The sequence below is a fragment of the Dokdonella fugitiva genome, from assembly GCF_004342425.1.
Taxonomy (GTDB): domain Bacteria; phylum Pseudomonadota; class Gammaproteobacteria; order Xanthomonadales; family Rhodanobacteraceae; genus Dokdonella_A; species Dokdonella_A fugitiva.
Genome location: NZ_SLWQ01000014.1, coordinates 35,871 through 58,979 on the forward strand (window position 1 = coordinate 35,871; position 23,109 = coordinate 58,979).

General features: G+C 70.2%; 24 protein-coding genes. 10 read left to right on the forward strand and 14 right to left on the reverse strand.

The window, feature by feature from the left end; all coding sequences use genetic code 11:
- Positions 1-32: 32 nt before the first annotated feature.
- Positions 33-461 (reverse strand): protoporphyrinogen oxidase HemJ, encoded by a 429-nt coding sequence (gene hemJ / locus EV148_RS17410; RefSeq protein ID WP_132000132.1) that lies wholly within the window; start codon positions 459-461, stop codon positions 33-35.
- Positions 462-593: 132 nt separating this feature from the next.
- Here hemJ and EV148_RS17415 point away from each other — a divergent pair, with 132 nt between their 5' ends.
- The 9 genes from EV148_RS17415 (at position 594) to EV148_RS17455 (ending at position 8,297) form a co-directional block, all read left to right on the forward strand.
- Positions 594-1,316: a DUF6776 family protein gene (locus EV148_RS17415; RefSeq protein ID WP_132000133.1), complete on the forward strand. Its 723-nt coding sequence runs from the start codon at positions 594-596 to the stop codon at positions 1,314-1,316.
- The gene (locus tag EV148_RS17420) at positions 1,303-1,737 is read left to right on the forward strand and encodes a bactofilin family protein (protein WP_132000134.1); all 435 of its coding nucleotides are present in this window, start codon (positions 1,303-1,305) and stop codon (positions 1,735-1,737) included. The genes EV148_RS17415 and EV148_RS17420 overlap by 14 nt, the downstream gene beginning before the upstream one ends.
- 52 nt (positions 1,738-1,789) lie before the next feature.
- A complete protein-coding gene (erpA, locus tag EV148_RS17425; RefSeq protein ID WP_132000135.1) occupies positions 1,790-2,158 on the forward strand; it encodes an iron-sulfur cluster insertion protein ErpA in 369 nt (122 codons plus the stop codon).
- A 28-nt stretch (positions 2,159-2,186) separates the two neighbouring features.
- Entirely contained in the window at positions 2,187-3,158 is a 972-nt protein-coding gene (nudC, locus tag EV148_RS17430) for an NAD(+) diphosphatase (RefSeq protein WP_132000136.1), read from the forward strand.
- Positions 3,159-3,240: 82 nt separating this feature from the next.
- On the forward strand, positions 3,241-4,131 hold the full coding sequence (gene ampE / locus EV148_RS17435) for a regulatory signaling modulator protein AmpE (RefSeq protein ID WP_132000137.1): 891 nt from the start codon (positions 3,241-3,243) through the stop codon (positions 4,129-4,131).
- Between the two features lie 214 nt (positions 4,132-4,345).
- Positions 4,346-4,660 carry a PepSY domain-containing protein gene (locus tag EV148_RS17440; RefSeq protein ID WP_199222820.1) on the forward strand — a complete coding sequence of 105 codons (315 nt, stop codon included), beginning with the start codon at positions 4,346-4,348 and terminating at the stop codon, positions 4,658-4,660.
- On the forward strand, positions 4,657-5,124 hold the full coding sequence (locus EV148_RS17445) for a DUF2271 domain-containing protein (RefSeq protein ID WP_132000138.1): 468 nt from the start codon (positions 4,657-4,659) through the stop codon (positions 5,122-5,124). The genes EV148_RS17440 and EV148_RS17445 overlap by 4 nt, the downstream gene beginning before the upstream one ends.
- A 16-nt stretch (positions 5,125-5,140) precedes the next feature.
- Positions 5,141-7,330: a PepSY domain-containing protein gene (locus EV148_RS17450; protein ID WP_132000139.1), complete on the forward strand. Its 2,190-nt coding sequence runs from the start codon at positions 5,141-5,143 to the stop codon at positions 7,328-7,330.
- Positions 7,311-8,297: an FAD:protein FMN transferase gene (locus EV148_RS17455; RefSeq protein ID WP_132000140.1), complete on the forward strand. Its 987-nt coding sequence runs from the start codon at positions 7,311-7,313 to the stop codon at positions 8,295-8,297. Before EV148_RS17450 ends, EV148_RS17455 begins: the two co-directional genes overlap by 20 nt.
- Positions 8,298-8,333: 36 nt before the next feature.
- On the opposite strand, the gene EV148_RS17460 is transcribed toward EV148_RS17455, so the two are convergent.
- Together EV148_RS17460 and EV148_RS17465 are read right to left on the reverse strand one after the other, a co-directional pair.
- Entirely contained in the window at positions 8,334-9,461 is a 1,128-nt protein-coding gene (locus EV148_RS17460) for an MGDG synthase family glycosyltransferase (RefSeq protein WP_132000141.1), read from the reverse strand.
- Positions 9,458-11,332 carry an MFS transporter gene (locus tag EV148_RS17465; protein ID WP_132000142.1) on the reverse strand — a complete coding sequence of 625 codons (1,875 nt, stop codon included), beginning with the start codon at positions 11,330-11,332 and terminating at the stop codon, positions 9,458-9,460. Before EV148_RS17465 ends, EV148_RS17460 begins: the two co-directional genes overlap by 4 nt.
- 160 nt (positions 11,333-11,492) lie before the next feature.
- On the opposite strand from EV148_RS17465, the gene EV148_RS17470 reads away from it, so the two are divergent.
- Positions 11,493-13,142 carry a tetratricopeptide repeat protein gene (locus EV148_RS17470; RefSeq protein WP_158287532.1) on the forward strand — a complete coding sequence of 550 codons (1,650 nt, stop codon included), beginning with the start codon at positions 11,493-11,495 and terminating at the stop codon, positions 13,140-13,142.
- Between the two features lie 30 nt (positions 13,143-13,172).
- Here the strand turns inward: EV148_RS17470 and purD are convergent, their stop codons facing one another.
- From purD to EV148_RS17525, 11 genes are all read right to left on the reverse strand, one after another.
- On the reverse strand, positions 13,173-14,453 hold the full coding sequence (gene purD / locus EV148_RS17475; protein ID WP_132000144.1) for a phosphoribosylamine--glycine ligase: 1,281 nt from the start codon (positions 14,451-14,453) through the stop codon (positions 13,173-13,175).
- A gap of 142 nt (positions 14,454-14,595) precedes the next feature.
- Positions 14,596-16,173, reverse strand: coding sequence for a bifunctional phosphoribosylaminoimidazolecarboxamide formyltransferase/IMP cyclohydrolase (gene purH, locus EV148_RS17480; RefSeq protein ID WP_132000145.1), 1,578 nt, complete (start codon positions 16,171-16,173; stop codon positions 14,596-14,598).
- A gap of 79 nt (positions 16,174-16,252) precedes the next feature.
- Positions 16,253-16,534 carry a helix-turn-helix domain-containing protein gene (locus EV148_RS17485; RefSeq protein WP_182517827.1) on the reverse strand — a complete coding sequence of 94 codons (282 nt, stop codon included), beginning with the start codon at positions 16,532-16,534 and terminating at the stop codon, positions 16,253-16,255.
- Between the two features lie 221 nt (positions 16,535-16,755).
- Complete coding sequence (locus EV148_RS17490; protein WP_132000146.1) at positions 16,756-17,544, reverse strand: zinc-ribbon and DUF3426 domain-containing protein; 789 nt, start codon at positions 17,542-17,544, stop codon at positions 16,756-16,758.
- A gap of 83 nt (positions 17,545-17,627) precedes the next feature.
- Complete coding sequence (locus EV148_RS17495; RefSeq protein ID WP_310734958.1) at positions 17,628-18,407, reverse strand: YiiX/YebB-like N1pC/P60 family cysteine hydrolase; 780 nt, start codon at positions 18,405-18,407, stop codon at positions 17,628-17,630.
- A 282-nt stretch (positions 18,408-18,689) separates the two neighbouring features.
- Positions 18,690-19,589: a 50S ribosomal protein L11 methyltransferase gene (gene prmA, locus EV148_RS17500; RefSeq protein WP_132000148.1), complete on the reverse strand. Its 900-nt coding sequence runs from the start codon at positions 19,587-19,589 to the stop codon at positions 18,690-18,692.
- Between the two features lie 104 nt (positions 19,590-19,693).
- Positions 19,694-21,061, reverse strand: coding sequence for an acetyl-CoA carboxylase biotin carboxylase subunit (gene accC, locus EV148_RS17505; RefSeq protein ID WP_132000149.1), 1,368 nt, complete (start codon positions 21,059-21,061; stop codon positions 19,694-19,696).
- 39 nt (positions 21,062-21,100) lie between these two features.
- Positions 21,101-21,484 carry a four helix bundle protein gene (locus tag EV148_RS17510; RefSeq protein WP_132000150.1) on the reverse strand — a complete coding sequence of 128 codons (384 nt, stop codon included), beginning with the start codon at positions 21,482-21,484 and terminating at the stop codon, positions 21,101-21,103.
- Positions 21,485-21,499: 15 nt separating this feature from the next.
- Positions 21,500-21,967 (reverse strand): acetyl-CoA carboxylase biotin carboxyl carrier protein, encoded by a 468-nt coding sequence (gene accB / locus EV148_RS17515; RefSeq protein WP_132000151.1) that lies wholly within the window; start codon positions 21,965-21,967, stop codon positions 21,500-21,502.
- A gap of 44 nt (positions 21,968-22,011) precedes the next feature.
- Entirely contained in the window at positions 22,012-22,452 is a 441-nt protein-coding gene (gene aroQ / locus EV148_RS17520) for a type II 3-dehydroquinate dehydratase (protein WP_132000152.1), read from the reverse strand.
- 91 nt (positions 22,453-22,543) lie between these two features.
- Entirely contained in the window at positions 22,544-23,101 is a 558-nt protein-coding gene (locus EV148_RS17525; protein WP_241988139.1) for a TlpA family protein disulfide reductase, read from the reverse strand.
- Positions 23,102-23,109: the final 8 nt, after the last annotated feature.

The following is a 23,109-nucleotide window of genomic DNA, read 5'->3' on the forward strand; positions in this document are numbered from 1 at the left end:
GGTCCGCGCCGATCATACCAGCCGCGCGCCGCTCAGCCGGGCTTGACAACCACCAGCAGCACGATCGCGACCAGCAGCAACGCCGGCACTTCGTTGAAGATGCGCAGCCAGCGGCTGGAGCGCCGGTTCTCGTCACGCGCGAACGCGCCGACCATGCGCGCGAGCATCACGTGGTAGACGACCAGCAGCGCCACCAGCGCGAGTTTCGCGTGCAGCCAGCCCTGCTGCAGGTAGGCGGGACTCGCCTCGGCGAACGCGCCGAGGGTGAGCGCGCCGAATACGAGCGCGAGCACGCCGCCGACGTGCGTGATGCCGAGCAGGCGCCGTTCCATCACCTTGAGGCGCGCGCGCACGACCGCCTCGCCCGCCTCGGCGTGGTAGACGAACAGGCGCGGCAGGTAGAACAGGCCGGCGAACCAGGTCACGACGAAAACGATGTGGAACGCTTTGAGCCAGAGCATGCAGGCGGTCCGCTGCGAAAACGCCGATTGTACGGCGCGCGCGGCGCCGGCCGCGACCCGCTTCCTTGACCCGGGCGCCGAGCGCGTCTATAAGCCTGCACCTCGCGCAGCGCGCGCGGCCGATCCCGCGTCATGTCCCCGATCCCGTCCCTCGTCATCCGCCGGCACGATCCGGCCCGGCAGCGCCGCACGCGCCTGCTCGTGGCCGCGATGTGGCTCGGCTCGCTGCTGATCGTGGCGGGGCTGGTGGCGACGTTCGTCGCGCGCGCGCCGGGCGAGGACCATTCGGCCGAACTCGCGGCGGCGCGCAAGGAGGGCGAGGCGCTGAAGTCGCGCATCGCGGTGCTCGAGCGCTCCGAGCAGATCGCCAAGGCGGCGCTCGGCGACGTGCAGCAGACACTGCGCGACCGCGAGGAAGAGATCGACGGGCTGCGCGCGGACCTCGCGTTCTACGGACGCCTCGTCGGTGGTGGCAAGCGCGAAGGCCTCGCCGTGCACGCGCTGCGCATCGCACCGGTCGCCGGTTCACAGGCGTGGAACTTCACCGCCACGCTGACGCAGAATTTCAAGCGCGGTGCGGACGTGAGGGGACGGCTCACGCTCAGCGTCGAAGGCATCGCCGACGGCAAGCTCAGCACGCTCGACTGGAGCGCGCTGAGCCAGGGGCAGGACGCGTCCGGAATCGAGTACCGCTTCAAGTATTTCCAACAGGTCGGCGGTACCATCATGCTTCCCGCTGGATTCGCCGCCAATCGCGTCGTCGTTCGTGCCGACGGCGACAGCGGCCGCGTCGAGCAGGAGTTTTCCTGGAAGGACGCCGTCAAGGGCGAGGAGAGCGACAATGTTTCGCAGTGACAAGCGCAACGACCGGGCGATGGCGGCGATCAGCACGCTGATCGCGGCCGGCACGACGATCCGTGGCGACGTGCATTTCAGCGGCGGCCTGCATCTGGAAGGCTCGATCGAAGGCTCGATCTCCGCCGAGGGCGACGATGCCGTGCTCACGCTCAGCGACAAGGGGCGCGTCGACGGCGAAGTGCGCGTCTCGAATGCGGTCGTCAACGGCGTCGTCAACGGCGACATCTTCGCCGGTGGCCGGCTCGAGCTCGCCGGCAACGCGCGCATCACCGGCAACGTGCACTACAAGGTGCTGGAGATGGCCGCCGGCGCGCAGGTCAACGGCAAGATGCTGTACCAGGCCGAACCGCAGCGGCGCCTGCCGTCGCCGGGCCTGGCCGACGACGTCGACCCCGCGGCCGAGCCGGCGCACGCTTGAAATCGGACGGCAGCGCTCCGACTTCCCGTCGGGTGACGACGCCGCAGACGCCATGAACGACACCGCCACCCCGAGCTACCTCGACGCCGGTCCCGCGCCGCTCCTGTTCACCGCGGCCGCGGCGGGCAAGGTGCGCGAGCTGATCGCCGAGGAAGGCAATCCCGGGCTCAAGCTGCGCGTCTACATCAGCGGCGGCGGCTGCTCGGGCTTCCAGTACGGCTTCACGTTCGACGAGGCGCGCGCCGAGGACGACCTTGCGGTCGACAGGGACGGCGTGACCCTGCTCGTCGATCCGCTCAGCCTGCAGTACCTCGCCGGCGCCGAGATCGACTATTCCGAATCGCTGACCGGCGCGCAGTTCGTGATCCGCAATCCGAACGCGAAGACGACCTGCGGATGCGGCTCCTCGTTCACCGTCTGAGCCGCGTGCGCGGCGGCCGGCGCGCCGCATGAGCGAACGCACCAACATCTTCGCGGGCCTCCCGCTCGACCGCAACGCGGAACGTCGTGACGACGCGGCCTGGGCGGCGGCGCAGCGCGCCGATCCGCATGCGCGCTACGTCGTGCTCGGCGCCGACGCGCGCGGCGGACGCCCGGCCCTGTTCGCGCCCCTGCATGGCGCCTTGCGCCTGCTCGACGCGGGAGAATGCCGCGACTGCCTCGCCGGCGTGCCGGCGACCTATCTCGGCCACGACGATCGCGGGCCGCTGTTCGCCGTCGCGCTGGAGCGCGGCGACGAGACGCGCATCGCCGACGCGCTCGGCGCGGCCTGGATCGACCTGCGCGGCGCGGGCACGCGCCTGCCGGCGTTCCAGAGCGGCCTGTTCGCCTACGCGCGCGCGATCGCCCATTGGCAGGCGCGCACGCGCTGGTGCAGCGCCTGCGGCGCGTCGCTCGAACTCGTCGCCCTCGGCCATCGCGGCAAGTGCACGAATGCCGCCTGCGGCATCGAGCACTTCCCGCGCGTCGACCCGGCCATGATCGTGATCGTGAGCTGGCAGGATCGCTGCCTGCTCGGCCGCCAGCCCTCGTGGCCCGAACACCGCTGGTCGACGCTCGCCGGCTTCATCGAGCCGGGCGAATCGCTCGAGGACGCGGTGCGGCGCGAAGTGTTCGAAGAAGCGGGCGTGCGCGTCGGCGCGTGCGAATACCATTCCTCGCAGCCGTGGCCGTTCCCGTCGTCGCTCATGCTCGGCTTCACCGCCGAAGCGATCGACCCGACGATCCGCGTCGGCGACGAACTCAGCGACGCGCGCTGGTTCGGCGTCGGCGAGATCGTCGACGCGCTCGCCGCGCGCACCCTGGTGCTGCCGCCGCGCCTGTCGGTTTCGCACGAGCTGATCGCGCACTGGCTGCGCATGCGCGGCGTCGAACTCGCCGACATCATCGGCGACGAGCCCTGGCTGCGCCCGCAGGCGTAGGCGTCGCCGGCGCACGCGGCGTCCAGTTGCGCGCGCGCCTCCGCTAGAATGTGCCCAAGCTCCGCCGCGCATCCGATCGACCATGGCCCAGATCCTGCTCGCCGTCCTGCTCGTCCTCGCATGCGCTTACGCCTTGCCCGACCTCGCGCGCTGGCGCGACTTCTCGTGGCTGCAGGTCTGGCTGGCGCAGTGGACGCGCGCGAGCGGCGACGCGGCGCGGCCGCGCTTCGCGGCGGTGCTGCTGCCGCTGCTGTTGTTCGTCGTCTGCGAGCTCATCGAGTTCGTGCTCGACCACGTGCTGTTCGGCCTGCCGGGCTTCGCGTTCGCCGTCGTCGTGCTGTTCTACTGCTGGGGCCCGCGTGACCTCGACGCGGACATCGACGCCGTGTTGCAGGCGCCCGACAGCGACCGGCGCCTCGCCGCGGCGCAGGCGTTGCGCGCCGACGGTGCGGCGGCTCCGCTTCCGTTCGAGTCGGCGCCGCTGGTCGAGGCGACGTTCGCGGCCGCGCTTTCGCGCTGGTTCGGCGTGCTGTTCTGGTTCGTCGTGCTCGGCCCGGCCGGCGCACTCGGCTACCGGATCGTGCAACTGCTCGCTCGCCATCCCGGCTTCGCCGACCACATCGACGCGAACCAGGGCGAACTGCTCGAACGCACCGCGCGCATCCTCGACTGGGCGCCGGCGCACCTCGTCGCGCTCACGCTCGCGCTGGTGTCCGATTTCGACGCGGTGATCAAGACCTGGCGCGACTACCACGCCGCACACGGCAAGGGCTACTTCACGCTCGACCTCGGCTTCCTCGGCGCGATCGCCAAGGCCGGCATCGACGCCGACGTCGAGGCCGGCGACGGCTACGCGAGCGACGTCAGCAACCCGCTGGTCGAACTCGCCGATGCGCAGCGCGTGCTGCGCCGCATCCTGGTCGGCTGGCTCGCGTTGATCGCGCTGGTCGCGTTGATCGTGCTCACGCACTGACACGCGTCGTGCGGCCGGCGATCGCCCGTCGCCGCGGTCGCGGCAATGCGCGTGCGGCGTATCGCCGCGCAACGCGTCTTCGATGATTCCCTGCCTGCATTCCGCTGCGGGCGCGCCGCCGCGCCGGCCCTGATCGCGCGCGGTTGATCTGGATCAAGCGCGCTCTGCGCGCGTGGCGCACAGTGGCGCTGGTTTCGCTGCGCACAGGTCGACGATGAGGGTCCCGCAAGCCAGCCGCATGCTCGCGCTCGGGCTGCTCCTGCTCGCCATGACGCCCATCCGTGCCAGGGACGATTGCGATGCGCCGGTCGCCGACTGGCAACCGCGCAGCGCGGTGCACGCCCTTGCGCAGCGCAACCGCTGGCAGATCGACAGACTCAAGGTCGACGACGGCTGCTACGAGATCAAGGGCCGCGATGCGGACGGCCGTCGCTTCCGCGCCCGGCTCGATCCGGCGACGCTCGACGTCGTGAGCATGAAACAGGAACACCACGCGCGCGGGCGCGAACACCCGGAGGAACACCGATGAAATCCGCATGGCCATGCGCGATTGCCGCGACGGCGCTCGCCGTACCGTCGTTCGCTGCCGCACGACCGGTCGCGCTCGAAGCGCGGCTCGCCGACTACGGCGGCAGTGGTGCCTATGTCGCGATCTACGTCACCGACGCCAAGGGGGCCCACCAGGCGACGTTGTGGGTCGCCGGCACCAAGTCCAAGTACTGGCGCCACCTGCGTGACTGGTACAAGGCCAGCGGCGGCAGGGCGAAGGTCGACGGCGTCAGCGGCGCAAGCGTCGGTGCCGGCCAGACGCTGCGCGCCACGGTGGAAATCGCCGATGCGCTGCTCGACGCGGGCTACGAGATCCATGTCGATACCGCGGTCGAGGACATGGCGGAGAACCCGTCCGAGGTCGTCGTGCCGCTGACGACCGGCGATGGCAGCAAGGCCGTGGCCGGCAAGGGCTACGTCGCGTCGTTCCGCTACACGCTCTGAAGGTGCGCACGCACCGATGCTGCGCACGCTGCATTCGATACCGGCGCTGATCATCGCGCTGTTGCTGGTGGTGGTCGCCGGAGCGGGCGTGGCGTTGTCCATCTTCCCGGCATTCGAGCACGCGGGTGCGGCAACGGGTGCGGTCGATGTCGCGACCCTCGCCGCTCGCGTCGACGCGCGCCTCGACGGCGCGGAAACGATCATGCGCCGGCCTTCGGGCGTGATCGTCGCCTACCATCTCGCCGGCCAGGCGCAGCGCGCGTCGGTCGTCGATCCGGCGACGGGCGAGGCGCTCGCGGACTGGCAGCCGCCGCGCGCGCATCGCTGGCTGCGCGACCTGCACCGCACGCTGCTGCTGCGCAATGACGGCGCGCGCATCGCGGTCGGCATCGCGGCGGCCTGCCTCGTCCTCGTCGTGGTGTCCGGCCTGTTCCTGCTCGCCCGTCGCATGGGCGGCTGGCGGCACTTCGCCGGCCGCATGCGCGGCGACGTGCTGCAACGCGCGCACGATGAAACGGCACGCATCGTCTTCGCCGGACTCCTGCTGACCGCGCTGACCGGCGTCGCGATGTCGCTCGCGACGTTCGGACTGTTGCCAGAAGGAGGGGATTCCGAGCCGTTCGGGATGCACGCGAGCGGTGCCGACCGGATCGAGCTGGAGCGGATGCCGGCCCTGCGCTCGGTCGACGTGGCGCAGCTGAAACAGCTCAAGCTCGCCGATCGCGACGACCCCACCGACGTCATCGAGATCGAAACCGCCGGTGGCACGGGCGTCGTCGATCCGGCGACGGGTACCTGGCTGTGGTGGCAAGCCGCCGACGGCTGGCAGCGCTTCCACGCCACGGTGGCGATGCTGCACACGGGCGAAGGCGCGTGGTGGCTCGGCCTCCTGCTGGGCCTGTCGTCGCTCACGGTGCCCGTGCTCGCCGCGACCGGTTTCCTGCTCTGGTTGCGCCGTCGCCGCAGCCTGCCGCGTCTTGTCGGCAATGCGCCCCTGCGCGATGCCGACACGCTGCTGCTGGTCGGCAGCGAAGGCAACACGACCTGGGGTTTCGCCATCGCGCTGCACGATGCGCTGGTGCGGGCCGGCCTGCGCGTGCACACGGCGCCGATGAACGACCTGCGCGCGTGGGGCGCACGCACGCGCCGGCTGCTCGTCCTGACGGCGACCTACGGCGACGGCGCCGCGCCGGCCAGCGCGTCGCGCTTCCTCACGCGCCTCGGGCGGATGGCGCCCGCGGCCGCGCTCGAATTCGCCGTGCTCGGCTTCGGCGACCGCCAGTTCCCGCGCTTCTGCGGCCATGCGTACGCGGTGCACGAGGCCCTCGTCGCGCACGGACTGCACGCGCTGGCCGCTCCCGCGACGGTGGACCGGCAATCGGAACCCGAATTCCTGCAATGGTGCGCCTGGCTCGCGCGCACGCTGGATCGTGCGCTCGATGTCCGCTACCGGGCACTGCTGCCGCCGACGACCACGCTGCAGGTCGTTTCACGCGAGGACTACGGCATCGATGCGCAGACGCGCACGTCGGTCCTCCGCCTCGCTCCCGTGCGCGAGCACGGCCGCCGCGCCCGCCTGCCGCGTTTCGAGACGGGCGACCTGCTCGGCGTCGTGCCGCCCGGCGGGGTCGCGCCGCGCTACTACTCGTGCGTGAGCGCGGCCGCCGACGGACGCGTCGAAATCTGCGTGCGCAGGCAGCCCGGCGGCGCCTGCTCACCATGGCTGGCGGACCTGCAGCCCGGAGCGACGCTCCGTGCGTTCTTCCGCGCGCACGAAGCATTCCGCCTGCGCGCAGGGTCGGCGCCGGTGGTCCTCGTCGGGGCCGGCACGGGCATCGGTCCGCTGGTCGGCTTCATCCGCCACAACGTCGCCGGACGCCCGATGCACCTCTACTTCGGTGCGCGCAGCAAGGACGATGGCTTCCTCTACGGCGACGAGTTGCAGCAGCTCGTGGCCGACGGCCGCCTGCGCACGCTCACCACCGCGTTCTCGCGCGCCATCCCGCGCGCGTACGTGCAGGATCGCCTGCTCGCCGACGCCGCGCGGCTGCGCGAACTGGTCGTGCGGGGAGCGTGCGTCATGGTCTGCGGCGGGCGCGCGATGGCCGAAGGCGTGGCGCGGGCATGGGAGCAGATCCTCGCCGGCTCGGGACTGTCGCTGCCGCGACTGAGGGCGCAGGGGCGCTATGTCGAAGACGTCTATTGAGCGGCTGCCCGACGCACGCCTGCAGCGTTGCCACGCGAGCGGCGCGACGATGGGAACGCGATGGTCGGCGCAGTTCCATTTCGAACCGGGCCTCGACGTGGACCGCGTCGGCGCCGAACTCGGTTCGGCGGTGGCGACCGTCGACGCGCAGATGTCCAACTGGCGCGAGGATTCCGATCTCGCGCGGCTCAACCGCGCAGCCCCCGGCCAGTGGGTCGACGTGCCGGCCGAACTCGCCCATGTGCTCGATCGCGCACTCGGGATCGGCCGCGACACCGGCAATGCATTCAACATCGGCGTCGGCGCCCTCGCCGGCGCCTGGGGCTTCGGACCAGGACGGGGCGACACGTCCGCCGGCGCGCCGGGCGGAGGCGCCGCGCCCGTGTTGCAGGGCGCGCTCGACATCGACGTCGCGAATCGCCGCGCGCGCCGCAATGCCGAGATTGCGCTCGATCTCTGCGGCATCGCCAAGGGATTCGGCGTCGACGCGCTCGGCCGCGTGCTCGGTCGGCATGGCATCGCGTCCTGGCTCGTCGGCATCGATGGCGAGATGCGCGCGCGCGGGCGCAAGCCCGACGGCACGCCGTGGGCGATCGCGATCGAGGCGCCGGGATTCGAGCGTCGCGCGGCGATGGGCGTCATCGAACTCGAAGACGCCGCGGTCGCGACATCGGGTGACTACCGCCATTGGCGGGATACCGACGCCGGACGCATCGCGCACACGATGGATCCGCGCACCGGCGAGCCGGTGCGCAACGGCGTCGCGTCGGTGACGGTCCTGGCGCAGGACTGCATGGACGCCGACGCCCATGCGACGGCGTTGCTGGTGCTCGGGGAGCACGCCGGCCGCGCATGGGCCGAACGACGTGGGCTGGACATGCTCATGCTCGTACGCGGCGAGGGCGGCATCATCCGGACCATCGCCACGGGCGTGTTCGCGGCTTGGGCGCGCGCCGGGGCGGACTGAGCCTTTCCCGCCACGGCCGCCACACGAGCGATCGCGCTATCCGATGCCGCGCGCCTCCAGCACGCGCGCGAGCACGTCGCGTGCGGCGTGCGGCCGGCCGATGGCGGCCGAGCGCGCAGCGAGTCGGGCGAGGCGCGAAGGATCGGCGACGAGTTCGCGCACGCGGTATTCGAGTGCGACCGCGTCGACCGCCTTCTGCGCCGCGCCTTGCTCGAGCAGGTAGTCGCAGTTGCGTTCCTCCTGGCCCGGGATCGGCGCGTGCACGATCATCGGCTTGCCGAGCGCGAGGCATTCGGAGGTGGTCAGTCCACCGGGCTTGGTGATGACGAGGTCGCAGGCGTGCATGAGGCGGTCGACCTTGTCGGTGAAGCCCTGCGCGAGCAGCCGCCGCGGATGCCGCGCGGCGAGTGCCTGCAACGCTTCGAGCGCTTTCGCGTTGCGACCGGCGAGCGCGACGAGCTGGAAATCGGCATCGAGCGCGAGCAGGCGCGCGGCGACCTCGTCGAGCCCGCCGAGGCCGGCGCCGCCGCCCATGAGCAGGATCGCGCGTCGCGCGGGATCGATGCCGAATTCGGCCGCGCATGCGGCGCGATCGTGCGGCTGCGCGAAGGCCGGCATGATCGGGATGCCGGTGACGTGGATGCGCGCGGCGTCGAGGCCGCGCGCGCGCATGCGGAATGCGACTTCGTCGCTCGCCGCGAACCAGGCGGCCATGTCGGGCACGACCCACATGCCGTGCAGGTCGAAGTCGGTGACGACGACGTGCACCGGGCACGCGAGGCGGCCGCGGCTGCGTTCGCGCATGAGGAGCTCTGCCGGCAGGAAATGCGTGCAGACGACCACGTCGGGCGCGAAGCGCGCGATCTCGCGGCGCAGGTCGAGCGTATGCAGTCGCTCGATCGCCCGACGCAGGCGCGCGGCCGGTGCACCCGGCGGCGTGCGGTCCATGATCCGGTAGAGCATGGCCCAGGTCGCCGGCGAGTGTTCGACCAGCTTGAGGTAGAGGTCGGTATAGAGCACGCGGAACGCGCGCGGCACGTGCTGCATGACGTCGAGATGCAGCACCTCGACGTCGCAATCCGCGGCAGCCGCGCGCAGCGCTTCGGCCGCGCGCACGTGGCCGGCACCGGCGGAAACGCTGAGAAGGAGCAGGCGGCGCGTCATGCGTCGGCGCCGCGCAGTTCGCGCACGCGCCGTTCGAGCACGGCCGCGCTCGCCTCCGTCGCCGCCAGCGGCGCACCGGCGACGAGGCCGATGCGCGCGCGGAAACGCCGCGGCAGGCGCGCGCGACCGAGCGCGCTGTCGCGCCGGCTGAACACCGATCCCCACAGGCCGCGCAGCGCGAGCGGCACGACCGGGACCGCGCGGCGCGCGAGGATCTGCTCGACGCCGGGCCGGAAGGTGTCGATCGTGCCGTCGCGCGTGAGGCCGCCCTCGGGGAAGATGCAGACGAGTTCGCCGTCGGCGAGCGCACGATCGACCTCGTCGAACGCGCGTTCCAGCAGCTCGGGATTCTCCTTGCGCCCGGCGATCGGGATCGCCTTGGCGGTGCGGAAGATGAACTTCAGCACCGGGATGCGGAAGATCTTGTAGTACATCACGAAGCGCACCGGCCGCCGCACGCTGCCGCCGATGATCAGCGCGTCCATGAAGCTCACGTGGTTGCAGACGAGCAGCGCGGCGCCTTCCTCGGGGATGCGTTCGATGTCCTCGACCTTGATGCGGTAGAGCGTGTTGACGAGGATCCACGACAGGAACCGCATCAGGAACTCGGGCACGAGCGTGTAGATGTAGATCGCGACGAGCGCGTTGAGCACGGCGGTGGCGAGCAGGATCTGCGGGATCGAGAGGCCGAGCGCGGACAGGCCGAGTCCGAACGCCGCCGCGGCGACGATGAACAGTGCATTGACGATGTTGTTGCCGGCGATCACGCGCGACAGCTCGCTGCGCTCGGCGCGGCTCTGCACGAGCGCGAACAGTGGCACGATGTAGAAACCGGCGAAGAGGCCGACGAGGACGAAGTCGAGCGCGATACGCCAGCCGCCCGGCGCGGCGAGGAACGCGAGCGCGGAAAGGTCGTGCAGCGAGGTCGCCGCCGGGCGCGCGAAATAGAGGTCGAGGCCGAACACGGTCAGTCCGATCGAGCCGAACGGCACCAGGCCGATCTCGACCTTGTGGCCCGACAGGCGCTCGCACAGCAGCGAGCCGATGCCGACGCCGATCGAGAACAGCGCGAGCACGAAGATTTGCACCGATTCGGTGCCGCCGAGGAAGATCTTCGTGTAGTTCGGCAACTGCATCGTGAACACGCCGCCGAAGAACCAGAACCAGGAGATGCCGAGCACCGAATTGAACACGGTGCGGTTCCTTGTCACGAAGCCGAGCACGCGCCAAGTCTCGGTGAACGGGTTCCAGTTGAAGCGCAGGTCCGGCGCGGTCGCGGGCGCCGGCGGGATCGCGCGGCTCGTGAGCCAGCCGAGCAAGGCGACGCCGATCACGAGCGCCGAGGCCGGCAGCGGCCCACTGCTCATCGCGACCCCGCCCGCTATCATGCCTATCAGCACGGCGAGCGACGTGCCCATCTCGACGAGGCCATTGCCGCCGACGAGTTCGTCCGGGCGCAGCGTCTGCGGCAGGATCGCGTACTTGATCGGGCCGAAGACGGTCGAATGCAGGCCCATGAGGAACAGCACCGACAGCAGCAGCGGGATGCTCTTGAACCAGAAGCCCGCCGCGGCGAGCGCCATCGCCGCGATTTCGAACAGCTTGACCCAGCGGATGATGCGCGCCTTCTCGTACTTTTCCGCGAGCTGTCCCGCGCTCGCCGAGAACAGGAAGAACGGCAGGATGAACAGGGCCGGGGCGATGTTCGAGTAGAAGCCGACCGCGTGCTCGTCCAGGCCCATGTGGTAGCCGACGAGCACGACGAGGGCGTTGCGGAACGCGTTGTCGTTGAATGCACCGAGCGCCTGGGTCGCGAAGAACGGCGCGAAGCGGCGCGTGCCGAGCAACCGGAACTGGCTGGATCCGCTCATGGTTCGCCTGCCTGGAAGGTCGCGCGAATGTAGCAGGATCGCCCTGCCGATCGCGGCCGCGGAGGCCGGCGAAGGGAACTTCGCGACATGGGCGTGGTCCCGGCGCAGCCGCCGGCGAGGCGCTAAAATGCGCGGCTGGTCCCTCCGAGCCGCCAAGCCGATGTCCCTGCGATCCCTCGCCCCGCTCGCCCTCGCCGTCGCCCTCGCGTTCGGCGCGACCCACCTGCACGCCGAGGCCCTGGTCAGGCCGGTGCCGACGCCGGACCTGACCAAGCTCCCGCCCGACCGCGCCGACGAGCTGCGCAAGACGCGCGAGGCGTTCGAGAAGAGCAAGATCGCGCTGGTCGGCGACCCGCTCGCCGAAGCCTACGCGATCCTCGGTGCCGCCTATGCGCGCAACGGGTTCATCGAGGCGGCGACGATCGCGCTCGAGGACGCGAGCCTGCTCGCGCCCAGGGATGGCCGCTGGATCTATGCGCAGGGCGTGCTCGCGCGCGCGCAGAAGCAGGCCGCGGTCGCGCAGAACTATTTCGACATCGCGCTGCAGCTGAACCAGGACTACCTGCCGATCCGCGTCACCGTCGCGCGCAGCAAGATGGACAACGGCGACTTCGACGGTGCGCGCAAGCTGCTCTCCGACTACGTCGCCAGGCACACCGACCAGGCCATGCCCTATGCGATGCTCGGCGAGATCGCGCTGAAGCAGAAGCGCTATGCCGAAGCGATCGAACAGACGCAGCGTGCGCTGGCGATCGAACCGAAGGCGAATGCGTTGTACGCGACGCTGGCCGAAGCGCAGGCCGGCGCGGGCAACGCGCAGGCCGCGGCGGAGGCGCGCGCGAAGGCGGGCAACGTGGCGCCGCTGCTCGTCGATCCGCTCGGCGACGGCCTGCTCGGGCGCCCCGCGGCGGCCACGACCGCGGGTGCGGCGGCACCGTCAGGCGGCATCGGCGACGTTCCCTCGCTGCTCGCGCTGCACCAGTACGACGCCGCGCGCAAGCTGCTCGACACCGCGCTCGCCGCGAATCCGAAGGACCCGGCGCTGCTCGCGCTCTATGCGCGTGCCGAAGCCGCCGCCGGCAACCTCGCAGCGGCCAATACGCGCGCGGACGCGGCGATCGCCGCCGACCGCAACAGCGCGCTCGCCCAGCTCAGCAAGGGCGTCGCGCAGGAGATGGGCAACGACGATGCGGGTGCGCAGCGCTCGTACCAGGAAGCCGTGCGGCTCGACCCCAAGCTCGGCGAGGCACGTTCGCTGCTCGCCGCGCTGTTGCTGCGCACGGGCCGTGCCGCGGACGCCGCGACGCAGTATCGCGCGCTCGTGCAGCTCGACCTGCGCGATGCCGAGCACTGGATGCAGATGGTCGCCGCCGACGTCGTCGCCGGCCAGTGCGGGTCGGCGTTGCGCGATGCGAGCGACCTGCTCGCGACGGACATCAACAACAAGTTCGTGCTGCAGCTGTTCGTACGCATCGCCAGCACCTGTCCGCAGGCGAACGCGAACGAGCGCCGCGGCGCGCTCGAATACGGCAGGAAGCTCTACGGCGAAAACCCGAGCGCGCCGAATGGCGAGGCCTACGCACTCGCGCTCGCGGCGAACGGCAAGTGGGACGACGCGGTGAAGATCCAGCAGGCGGCGATGTTCGTGCTCGTGCGCAACGGACTCAAGGCCGCGCTCACGCCGTACCGCCAGGTGCTGCAGCAGCTGCAGGCGCACAAGCTGCCGGACCGCCCCTGGCCTGCCGATGCCGCGGTCTACCACCCGCTGCGACTGGCTCCATACAAGCCGCCCGCGAAAGCCGCGGGCTGACGCGCCAGCGCCGCGCGTGGCGCCGGCGGCTCAGCGCCGCAGCGCGCGGTGGCCGATGTCGCGGCGGCAGAACCCGCCGTCGAAACGGATCGTGCGCACGCGCGCATAGGCGCGCTCGCGCGCGGCGCCGAGGTCGTCGCCGACCGCGCACACCGCGAGCACGCGACCGCCGGCGGTGACGACGCGGCCCTGCGCGTCGAGCGCCGTGCCGGCGTGGAACACCTTCACGTCGGTGCCGTCGGGCGCGTCGAGCCCTTCGATCACGTCGCCACTGCGCACCTTGCCCGGATACCCGGAGGCGGCGACGACGACGCCGAGCGCGGGACGCGGGTCCCAGTTCGCGCGCGCGCGATCGAGTCGGCCATCGAGGGCGTCCTCGACGAGATCGACGAGGTCGGACCTCAGGCGCAGCATGATCGGCTGCGTCTCCGGATCGCCGAGGCGCGCGTTGAACTCGATCACCTTCGGCGCGCCGTGGCGGTCGATCATGAGGCCGGCGTAGAGGAAGCCGATGAACGGTGCGCCCTCCGCGGCCATGCTCGCGATCGTCGGCCGGATGATTTCATCGAGTACGCGCCGCTCGACCTCCGGCGTGACCACCGGCGCCGGCGAATACGCGCCCATGCCGCCGGTGTTCGGACCGAGGTCGCCTTCGTCGCGGCGCTTGTGGTCCTGGCTCGTCGCGAGCGGCAGCGCGTTGCGGCCGTCGCTCATGACGATGTAGCTCGCTTCCTCGCCGTCGAGGAATTCCTCGATGACCACGCGTGCGGATGCAGCGCCGAAAGAGCGCGCGCCGAGCATGTCGTGCAGGGTCTGCTCGGCGTCCGCGAGCGTGAGTGCGACGACGACGCCCTTGCCCGCGGCGAGGCCGTCCGCCTTGATCACGATCGGCGCGCCGTGGCGGCGCACGTGGGCGAGCGCCGGGCCCAGGTCGGTGAACACGGCATAACGCGCGGTCGGGATGTTGTGGCGGGCGAGGAAGTCCTTCGCGAACGCCTTGGAGCTCTCCAGCTGCGCGGCGATCCGGCTCGCGCCGAAACAGCGCAGCCCCGCTGCGTGGAAGCGGTCGCTCACGCCCGCCGCGAGCGCGGCCTCGGGCCCGACCACCGCGAGTGCGATGCCTTCGCGCTGGGCGAGGGCGAGCAGCCCGTCGACGTCGGTCACCGCGACGTCCGCATTGCGCATGCGCGGCTCGCGCGCAGTGCCCGCGTTGCCCGGCGCGACGATCACTTCGGACACGCGCGGCGACTGCAGCAGCTTCCACGCGAGCGCATGTTCGCGGCCGCCGGAACCGATGACGAGGATTTTCATTGGAAGGCCGGGAATGGGGAATCGGGAATAGGGAATGGGAAGAGCGAAGGCGCGAAGCGGAGTGGGTATCGGAACATGGGGAGCGGCAGCGGCGAATGCGCTTCAACCATTCCCTGTTCCCGATTCCCCATTCCCGGCTTCTTCAATGTCGAAAATGGCGCACCCCCGTGAACACCATCGCCATCCCGTGCTGGTCCGCCGCGGCGATGACCTCCGCGTCGCGCATCGAGCCGCCGGGCTGGATCACCGCGCGGATGCCTGCTTCGGCGGCGGCGTCGATGCCGTCGCGGAACGGGAAGAACGCGTCCGACGCCATCACGCTGCCGGGTACTTCCAGCTTCGCCTCGGCGGCTTTCATCGCCGCGATCTTCGCGCTGACGACGCGGCTCATCTGGCCCGCGCCGATGCCGATCGTGCTGCCCTGGCGCGCGTAGACGATCGCATTGGACTTGACGAACATCGCGACGTGCCAGGCGAACAGCAGGTCGTGCAGTTCGGCGGCATCTGGCACGCGGCGCGAAACGACCTTGAGGTCGGACAGCAGCAGGGTGTCGCGATCGGCGTCCTGCACGAGCAGGCCACCGGCGATGCGCTTGTAGTCGTACGCGTGCGGCGCGGCGTCGCCCCACTCGCCGACGGCGAGCACGCGCACGTTCGGCTTGCTCGCGATCGCGGCGATCGCGTCGGCGTCGAACTCCGGCGCGACGACCACTTCGACGAACTGGCGCTCGATGATCTTCTTCGCGGTCGCGCCGTCGAGGCGGTGGTTGAACGCGATGATGCCACCGAACGCGGACACCGGGTCGCAGGCATAGGCGCGTTCGTACGCCTCGCCGAGGTTCGCGCCGAGCGCGACGCCGCAGGGATTGGCATGCTTGACGATCACGCACGCAGGCGTCTTCTGGAACGCCTTCACGCACTCGAGCGCGGCATCGGCGTCGGCGAGGTTGTTGTAGGACAGCTCCTTGCCGGCGAGCACGCGCGCGCCGGCGACCGTGCCCGGCGGCAGGTTGCGCTCGACGTACAGCGCGGCGCCCTGGTGCGGATTCTCGCCGTAGCGCAGCGTCTGCCGGCGCTCGAAGGCAAGACGCAGGCCGGGCGGGAACGCCTCGGGCTTTTCGGCGTCGGTGCGCATGCCGAGCCAGTTGGCGATGATGCCGTCGTAGCGCGCGGTGTGCGCGTAGGCGGCCGCGGCGAGGCGACGGCGCAGGGCGAGGCGCGTGCCGCCGTGGGCGAGCGATTCGAGCACTTCGGCGTAATCGGCGGGGTCGACGACGACGGCGACGTGTTCGTGGTTCTTCGCGGCAGCGCGCAGCATCGCCGGGCCGCCGATGTCGATGTTCTCGATCGCGTCGGCCATCGAGCAATCCGGCTCGGACGTGATCCGCTCGAACGGGTACAGGTTCACGACCAGCAGGTCGATCGGCGCGATGCCATGTTCGGCCATCACCGCGTCGTCGGTGCCGCGCCGGCCGAGCAGGCCGCCATGCACGGCCGGGTGCAAGGTCTTGACGCGCCCGTCCATGATTTCGGGGAAGCCGGTCACGCTGCTCACGTCCGACACCGGCAGGCCGGCTTCACGCAGGGCCTTGGCGGTGCCGCCGGTCGAGACGAGCGCGATGCCGAGCGAATCGAGGCCGCGGGCGAGGTCGATCAGGCCGGCCTTGTCCGACACGCTGAGCAGCGCGCGGCGAACCGGTACCAGGGTGGCGTCGAACATGAGCGGGCTTCGTGCCGGGGGAAGCGCGCGATTATAGCGGCGCGGCGGCGGCCGCGCGCTGCAGGGCCAGTGCGCCGGCCTAATCGGCCAGGCCGTACTGCTGCAACTTCTTGCGCAGGGTCGCGCGGTTGATGCCGAGCGCGGCGGCGGCGCGGCTCTGGTTGCCGCCGTACCAGGCCATCACTTCGCGCAACAGCGGCGATTCGACCTCGCGCATGACGAGCGCGTGCAGGCCTTCGCCCGGCTCGGATTCGACATCGGCGAGGTAGCGGCGCACGGCGCGGACGACGCAGTCGCGCAGCGCGGGTTGCAACGAGGCTTCGTGCGCGGTATCCGCGCGCAGGGGGATGGCGGCATTCACAACGTGGCCCTTCTCGGCGAGCGATCTTCCATGCGTGGGCCGACGGCGCGTGGCGCACGTCGGGAGGGGATAGTAGCGCCGTGATCGGGCGTTGATAAGTCCCTCGCGCAATCGTTCACGATCGGCGGCACGCCGGACAGCCGCTAAGCCTTCACCGATCGATACTTGCGCGATCTATCTCGCGGCGTGCTGAGAACCCGCAGGCAAGTGCGGCGGTCGGGTCACTCGAACTTGAACTCGAATGCGACCGCGTCCTTGCCGGGATCGGCGACTTCGAACACCAGCGCCGTACTCGCTCCTGGCGCGAGGCCCGCGGCGATCGTGCGCGCATCGCCGAGGTACTCGCGCGGCGCGAAACGGCGCATCGCGATGCGCTTCTCGTCGAGGTCGGACAGCGTGATCTCGACCGTCGGGAATGCCTGGGCGAACGCCGCGTCGTTGCGCAGTGTCGCGGAAATGATCAGCGCGCCCTGCACCGACGGATGCGGGCGGATGTCGCGCGACAGCAGTTCGAGCGTCGCCGCGTCATGGCGCAGCGGCAGGCGGCAGCCGAGCTTCGCGCAGAGCGGGTCGAGCCAGGCGCGCGCGCGGGCGTCGTCGATCCAGCGCGCCTGCTCGGCCCAGGCGATTTCGCCGGCGAGCGTGAGCAGCAGCAGCGCGCAGCCCGCGAGCCATGGCCCGTTGCGGCGTTGCCGCGCGCGGCGCCGGCGCTTGGCGAAGGCGGGCAGCGAGGAGCGTTCGGCCGCGCGCGCGCGGTCGGCCGCTTCGGCGAACAGGGAGGCTTGCGCGGGAACCGGCCGGAACACCGGCAGCTCCAGCTGCGGTGGCGCCGGCAGCGTCGCGTGCACGTCGAGGCGCTCGATCGGCTCGGGCGGCAGCTGCAGGCTCAGCGTGCGCAGGGCATCGAACACGGCGGCGCAGTGCCCGCACCGCACGCTGCCGTGCGCGGCGGCGAGCTCGGCGCCGTCGACCTTGTAGATCGTCAGGCATTCGGGGCACTGCGTGTACATCGGGCAAGGCGCGTGCGGGGTCGATCGATTCTAGCAGCCTCGCGCACGCCGGCCGGCGCGCGGCCTGCCGCCGCTTCGCTGCCTCAGTCCTCGCCGGCCTCGGCCGCGAGCGCCGGCGGGGTGGCCCAGGTCAGCGCGTGCGGATCGAAATCGCGCAGGCTCGGCTTGACCACCGCGAAGTATGGCGACACGTCGAAATCGCGCGGGACATACAGGCTCGAATCACGGATGTGGAGGATCTCGCGCACCTGTTCGCGCCCGGCTTCACCCTTGCTGCGCGCGATCTCGATGTCGGGCAGCACGGGGTAGCGGATCGAGGCGAATGCGGCCGCGATCAGCGACGAGCAGATCGCGCTGGTCGGCTCGCCGCCGCCGAAGGCGAGCAGGTGGCGGCGGTAGCGTTCAGGCACGGGCGGCGGGCGCACGAGATAGCGCGCGAGGTCGATGATGTTGCGCAGGTCGTACTGCTGGCCGAGGCGGCCGATCGCGTAGGCGAGCACCGCATCGATCTCCTCCTCGCGCAGGCCGACCGGCCGGCAGATGCGCGTGTGCATCTGCGCGTAGCGCTCGACCGGCACCGCGCGCACGCCGTCGTTGACGTCGGCCTCGATCAGCAGCGGCGTGTCGTCGCCGCGCGAGGCGGACAGCGCGTCGCCGATGTAGAGCGCTGCATGCGACCAGGTCGACTGCGTGAGCGTGCGGATCGCCGCGGAGAAGCGGCTCGTGCCTTCGACGAGCAGCACGTCACCCTTGCGCAAGGTCGCCGCGAGCAGTCCCGGACGGCTGGTCGCGACATGCAGGCCGGGGCGCGGGCGCGCGAGGTAGCCGGCGAGGCGATGGCCGAGCCACTGCAGCACGCTCACGATCTCCTCCGCGCCGGTCGCGATCCGCCGAGTCTATCGCGTGCCGGCGGTCGTAGTGAAAGGCCAAAGATTAAAACACGAAGGACACGAAGAAGAGCGAAAGCGGAAGCCAAAGGAGAAGCTTGAAACACGGAGCGCATGGAGAAGAGCTGTCGATGGCCTGGCGGCGCAGACGCACCCTTGGCCGATTTGAATCTCCGTGTGTTCCTTGTGCTGCGTGTTTCAATTTCTCTCGTTCTTCCTCCGAGTCCTTCGTGTTTCAGTCTTTCGCTTCGACGCCCATCACATGCGGCGGCGGCCGGAGATGCGGACCCAGTCTTCGCGCGTGGCGACGGTGAGATCGTCGAACCATTCGGCGTAGCGCGCGAGCAGTTCGTCGGCCTGGCCGACGAGGATGCCGGACAGCGCGAACGGTGCGCCTGGCTTTATGCAACCCGCGAAATGCGGCGCAAGTTCGCCGAGCGGGCCGGCGAGGATGTTGGCGACGAACACGTCGCAGGCGCGTACGACGAACTCGTCGGGAAGGTACAACGAGAGGCGGTCGGCGACGCCGTTGCGTTCCGCATTGTCGCGGCTGGCGAGGATCGCCTGCGGGTCGTTGTCGATCCCGTCGACGTGCTCGGCGCCGAGCTTGATCGCCGCGATCGCGAGCACGCCCGAGCCGCAGCCGTAGTCGATCACGTGTGTTCCGGCGAGGTCGAGGCCGTCGAGCCATTCGAGGCAGAGCGCGGTCGTCGGATGCGTGCCGGTGCCGAACGCGAGGCCCGGGTCGAGGCGCACGACCACCGCGTCGGCGTCGTCGCCGGGCGGTTCGACGTTCGACGGATAGATCCACAGGCGTCGGCCGAAGCGCATCGGCTTGAACTGGTCCATCCACGCGCGCGTCCAGTCCTGGTCGGCGACCTCGCGGAAACGCACCTGCGAAGGCTCGATCTCCGGCAGCAGCTCGGCGAGCACATGCAGGAGACCCTCGCGATCGGTGTCGGCTTCGAACAGTGCCTGCAGCGAGATCTCGCCCCACAGCGGCGTCTCGCCGACGCCGGGTTCGAGGATCGCGCGCTCGTTCGGCGTGTCGGCCTCCGCGTCGAGCAAGGTCACCGCGAGCGCGCCGGCTTCCTCCAGCGCGAGCTCGACGCGTTCCTGTTCGGACTCGCGGATCGTGAGGGAGAGTTCGAGCCACATGGGATGGGAATGGGGAATGGGGAGTAGGGAATGGTAAAGCTCAAAGCGTTGCGTGGGCATGCGGCTTGACGATTCCCCATTCCCTATTCCCCATTCCCGGGCCCTCAACCGATCCCGATCGCCTTCTCCTTCGCCTCGGCCATCCGCTTCTCGAGGTAGTGGATGTTCTGCCCGCCGGCCTGGAAGCCGCCGTCGGCCATGATGCGCTGCTGCAGCGGCACGTTGGTCTTGATGCCTTCGACGACCATCTCCGACAGCGCGATGCGCATGCGCGCGATCGCGGTGGCGCGGTCACGGCCGTGCACGATGAGCTTGCCGATCATCGAGTCGTAGTTCGGCGGGATGCGGTAGCCGTCGTAGACGTGCGTGTCGACGCGCACGCCGGGGCCGCCCGGGCATTCGAAGCGCTTGACCAGGCCCGGGCTCGGCATGAACGTGTCGGGGTCCTCGGCGTTGATGCGGCATTCGATCGCGTGGCCGTCGAGGACGATGTCCTCCTGGCGGATCGTGAGCTTTTCGCCGGCGGCGATGAGCAGCTGTTCGCGCACGAGGTCGACGCCGGTGATGAGCTCGGTCACCGGATGCTCGACCTGGATGCGCGTGTTCATCTCGATGAAGTAGAAGCGACCGTTCTCGTAGAGGAACTCGAACGTGCCGGCGCCGCGGTAACCGATGCGCTTGCACGCCTCGACGCAGACCTTGCCGATCTCGGCGCGCTGCTCCGGCGTGATGCCGGGCGCCGGCGCTTCCTCGACGACCTTCTGGTGGCGGCGCTGCATCGAGCAGTCGCGCTCGCCGAGGTGGATTGCATTGCCCTGGCCGTCCGCGAGCACCTGGATCTCGACGTGGCGCGGGTTCTCGAGGAACTTCTCCATGTAGACCTCGCCGTTGCCGAACGCGGCCTTGGCTTCGGACTTGGTCATCTGGATCGCATTGGACAGGTGCGCCTCGGTGTGCACGACGCGCATGCCGCGGCCACCGCCACCGCCGGCGGCCTTGATGATCACGGGATAGCCGATCTCGCGCGCGATCTTCGTGTTCGTCGCGATGTCGTCACCGAGCGGCCCGCCCGAACCCGGCACGCACGGCACGCCCGCCGCCTTCATCGCGCGGATCGCCTCGACCTTGTCGCCCATCAGGCGGATCACGTCGGCGGTCGGCCCGATGAAGATGAAGCCGGACTTCTCCACGCGCTCGGCGAAGTCGGCATTCTCCGACAGGAAGCCGTAGCCCGGATGGATCGCCTGCGCGTCGGTGACCTCGGCCGCGGCGATGATGCGCGGGATGTTGAGGTAACTCTCAGCCGCGGCCGGCGGGCCGATGCAGATCGATTCGTCGGCCATGCCGACGTGCTTGAGGTTGCGGTCCGCGGTGGAATGCACCGCGACCGTCTTGATGCCGAGCGTATGGCATGCGCGCAGCACGCGCAGGGCGATTTCGCCGCGGTTGGCGATGACGACTTTATCGAGCATGGGAATGGGGAATCGGGAATGGGGAATGGTCGAAGGCAGTCATCGGGAATTGCCACCCTTGTCCAGTGCATTCATGAGAGCCGTGATTCGGGCGAACAAGACGTTGGTGCACTGCTCGAACTCGGAAGATCCTTCGATGTAGCCGAGACGCGTTGCGATCTGGATTTGCGTATCGAGCTCCGACAACGACCCGCGTGCAATGGAGAGGAAGCGAAGGTATTCCGCGGTGGATCTTCTCGCTGCGCCCTCGGCAATGTTGGAGGGGATGCTCACCGCGGATCGCCTCGCTTGGGACACGAGCCCGAAACGTTCTGAATCGGGAAAGGAACGAGACAGGCGATAAACGAGTTCCACGAGCGACATGGAATCCCGCCAGACGTCGAGGCGTTCATGTGGCCGCTTTGACGATTCCCCATTCTCCATTCCCGATTCCCGGCTTCAGCCAATGACGAACATCGGCTCGTCGAATTCCACCGGCTGGCCGTTCTGGACGAGGATCGCGAGCACGGTGCCGGCGACGTCGGCTTCGATCTGGTTGAACATCTTCATCGCCTCGATGATGCCGAGCGTTTCGCCGGCCTTGACCGCCTGGCCGATTTTCACGAACGGCGGCGAATCGGGGTTGGCCGAGGCGTAGAACGTGCCGACCATCGGTGCCTTCACGACGTGGCCCTCGGGCAGTGCCTTGCCGCCGGCGGACTCGGTCGGGACCGACGCGCTCGCCGGCGCGGCTGCCTCGACGCGCACGGGCGCCGCCACCGGTGCGGGAGCGACCGGCAGGGCGCCGACCATGCCCTTGGGCAGGCGCGACAGGCGCACGATTTCCTCGCCTTCCTTGATTTCCAGTTCGGCGAGGTTGGATTCCTCGAGCAGGTCGATGAGCTTCTTGATCTTGCGCAGGTCCATGGGGACTCCTGGGCCGTGTTGTACGGAAAGGTCTGGAACGGGAATCAGCTCGCGAGGCGGCGCATCGCGGCGTCGAGCGCGAGCCGGTAACTCAGCGCGCCGAAGCCGGCGATCACGCCGACCGCGAGGTCGGAAAAGTAGGAATGGCGGCGGAACGCCTCGCGCGCATGCACGTTCGACAGGTGGACCTCGATGAACGGCAGCGCGACCGCGGCGAGGGCGTCGCGCAGGGCGATGCTCGTGTGCGTGAATGCAGCCGGGTTGATCAGGATGAACGCGGTGCCGTCGCCGCGCGCGGCGTGCACGCGCTCGATCAGCGCGTGCTCCGCGTTCGACTGGAAGCTCGCCAGTTCATGGCCGGATGCTCGCGCGATCGTCGCCAGTTCGGCGTCGATCTCCGCCAGCGTCGCGTGCCCGTACGTCTCCGGCTCGCGCGCGCCGAGCAGGTCGAGGTTGGGCCCATGCAGGACGAGGATCGTGGCCACGGCCGCGCCGGTCGAAAAGGGCGGTTAGTCTCGCCCGTTCGGCGGGATCTGTCCAGTTCGGCGACGTTCGGTGACGTTCGTGCGCGGTTCGTCAGAGATGTGGCTGGAGCCACCGCTCCAGCGTCGCTTCGGTGAAATTGCCGTAGCGTTGCGCGAGGATGCGCCCGTCGCGCCCGACGAGCACCGAGTACGGCAGCACGTCGCGCTCGTTGCCGAATGTGTTCGAGGCGTCGCCGCCGCGCGCCGGCGCGGCTTCCGGGTCGTCGACGAGGATGGGGTAGGCGACCGGGTGCTCGCGCAGGAACGCGCGGGTCGCCTCGGCGCCATCGGCGGCGACGCCGACGACCTGCAGGCCGCGCCCGGCGAGGCGCTGCTGGGTGCGATCGAGCAAGGGCATCTCCTCGACGCAGGGTGCGCACCAGCTCGCCCAGAAGTTGACGAGCACGAGCTTGCCGTTCCAGCGGTCGAGCGACTGCGGCTGCCCGTCGGGGCCGGGCAGGTCGAGCGCGGGTCGCGGCTGGCCGACCAGGACGGTCGCCGTGCGCGTGGCGGTCGGCGTCGCCGGCCGCAGCCAGAGCCCGGCGCCGAGACCGGCGAGCGCACCGGCGATCGCAAGCGCGACCACGAGCAGGTGGGTGCGATCGAACACGCGTCGCC

Coding starts and splice junctions, on each gene's coding strand:
- hemJ (WP_132000132.1), bottom strand. CDS start 461: ATGCTCTGGCTCAAAGCGTTCCACATCGTTTTCGTCGTGACCTGGTTC.
- EV148_RS17415 (WP_132000133.1), top strand. CDS start 594: ATGTCCCCGATCCCGTCCCTCGTCATCCGCCGGCACGATCCGGCCCGG.
- EV148_RS17420 (WP_132000134.1), top strand. CDS start 1,303: ATGTTTCGCAGTGACAAGCGCAACGACCGGGCGATGGCGGCGATCAGC.
- erpA (WP_132000135.1), top strand. CDS start 1,790: ATGAACGACACCGCCACCCCGAGCTACCTCGACGCCGGTCCCGCGCCG.
- nudC (WP_132000136.1), top strand. CDS start 2,187: ATGAGCGAACGCACCAACATCTTCGCGGGCCTCCCGCTCGACCGCAAC.
- ampE (WP_132000137.1), top strand. CDS start 3,241: ATGGCCCAGATCCTGCTCGCCGTCCTGCTCGTCCTCGCATGCGCTTAC.
- EV148_RS17440 (WP_199222820.1), top strand. CDS start 4,346: ATGAGGGTCCCGCAAGCCAGCCGCATGCTCGCGCTCGGGCTGCTCCTG.
- EV148_RS17445 (WP_132000138.1), top strand. CDS start 4,657: ATGAAATCCGCATGGCCATGCGCGATTGCCGCGACGGCGCTCGCCGTA.
- EV148_RS17450 (WP_132000139.1), top strand. CDS start 5,141: ATGCTGCGCACGCTGCATTCGATACCGGCGCTGATCATCGCGCTGTTG.
- EV148_RS17455 (WP_132000140.1), top strand. CDS start 7,311: ATGTCGAAGACGTCTATTGAGCGGCTGCCCGACGCACGCCTGCAGCGT.
- EV148_RS17460 (WP_132000141.1), bottom strand. CDS start 9,461: ATGACGCGCCGCCTGCTCCTTCTCAGCGTTTCCGCCGGTGCCGGCCAC.
- EV148_RS17465 (WP_132000142.1), bottom strand. CDS start 11,332: ATGAGCGGATCCAGCCAGTTCCGGTTGCTCGGCACGCGCCGCTTCGCG.
- EV148_RS17470 (WP_158287532.1), top strand. CDS start 11,493: ATGTCCCTGCGATCCCTCGCCCCGCTCGCCCTCGCCGTCGCCCTCGCG.
- purD (WP_132000144.1), bottom strand. CDS start 14,453: ATGAAAATCCTCGTCATCGGTTCCGGCGGCCGCGAACATGCGCTCGCG.
- purH (WP_132000145.1), bottom strand. CDS start 16,173: ATGTTCGACGCCACCCTGGTACCGGTTCGCCGCGCGCTGCTCAGCGTG.
- EV148_RS17490 (WP_132000146.1), bottom strand. CDS start 17,544: ATGTACACGCAGTGCCCCGAATGCCTGACGATCTACAAGGTCGACGGC.
- prmA (WP_132000148.1), bottom strand. CDS start 19,589: ATGTGGCTCGAACTCTCCCTCACGATCCGCGAGTCCGAACAGGAACGC.
- accC (WP_132000149.1), bottom strand. CDS start 21,061: ATGCTCGATAAAGTCGTCATCGCCAACCGCGGCGAAATCGCCCTGCGC.
- EV148_RS17510 (WP_132000150.1), bottom strand. CDS start 21,484: ATGGAGAATGGGGAATCGTCAAAGCGGCCACATGAACGCCTCGACGTC.
- accB (WP_132000151.1), bottom strand. CDS start 21,967: ATGGACCTGCGCAAGATCAAGAAGCTCATCGACCTGCTCGAGGAATCC.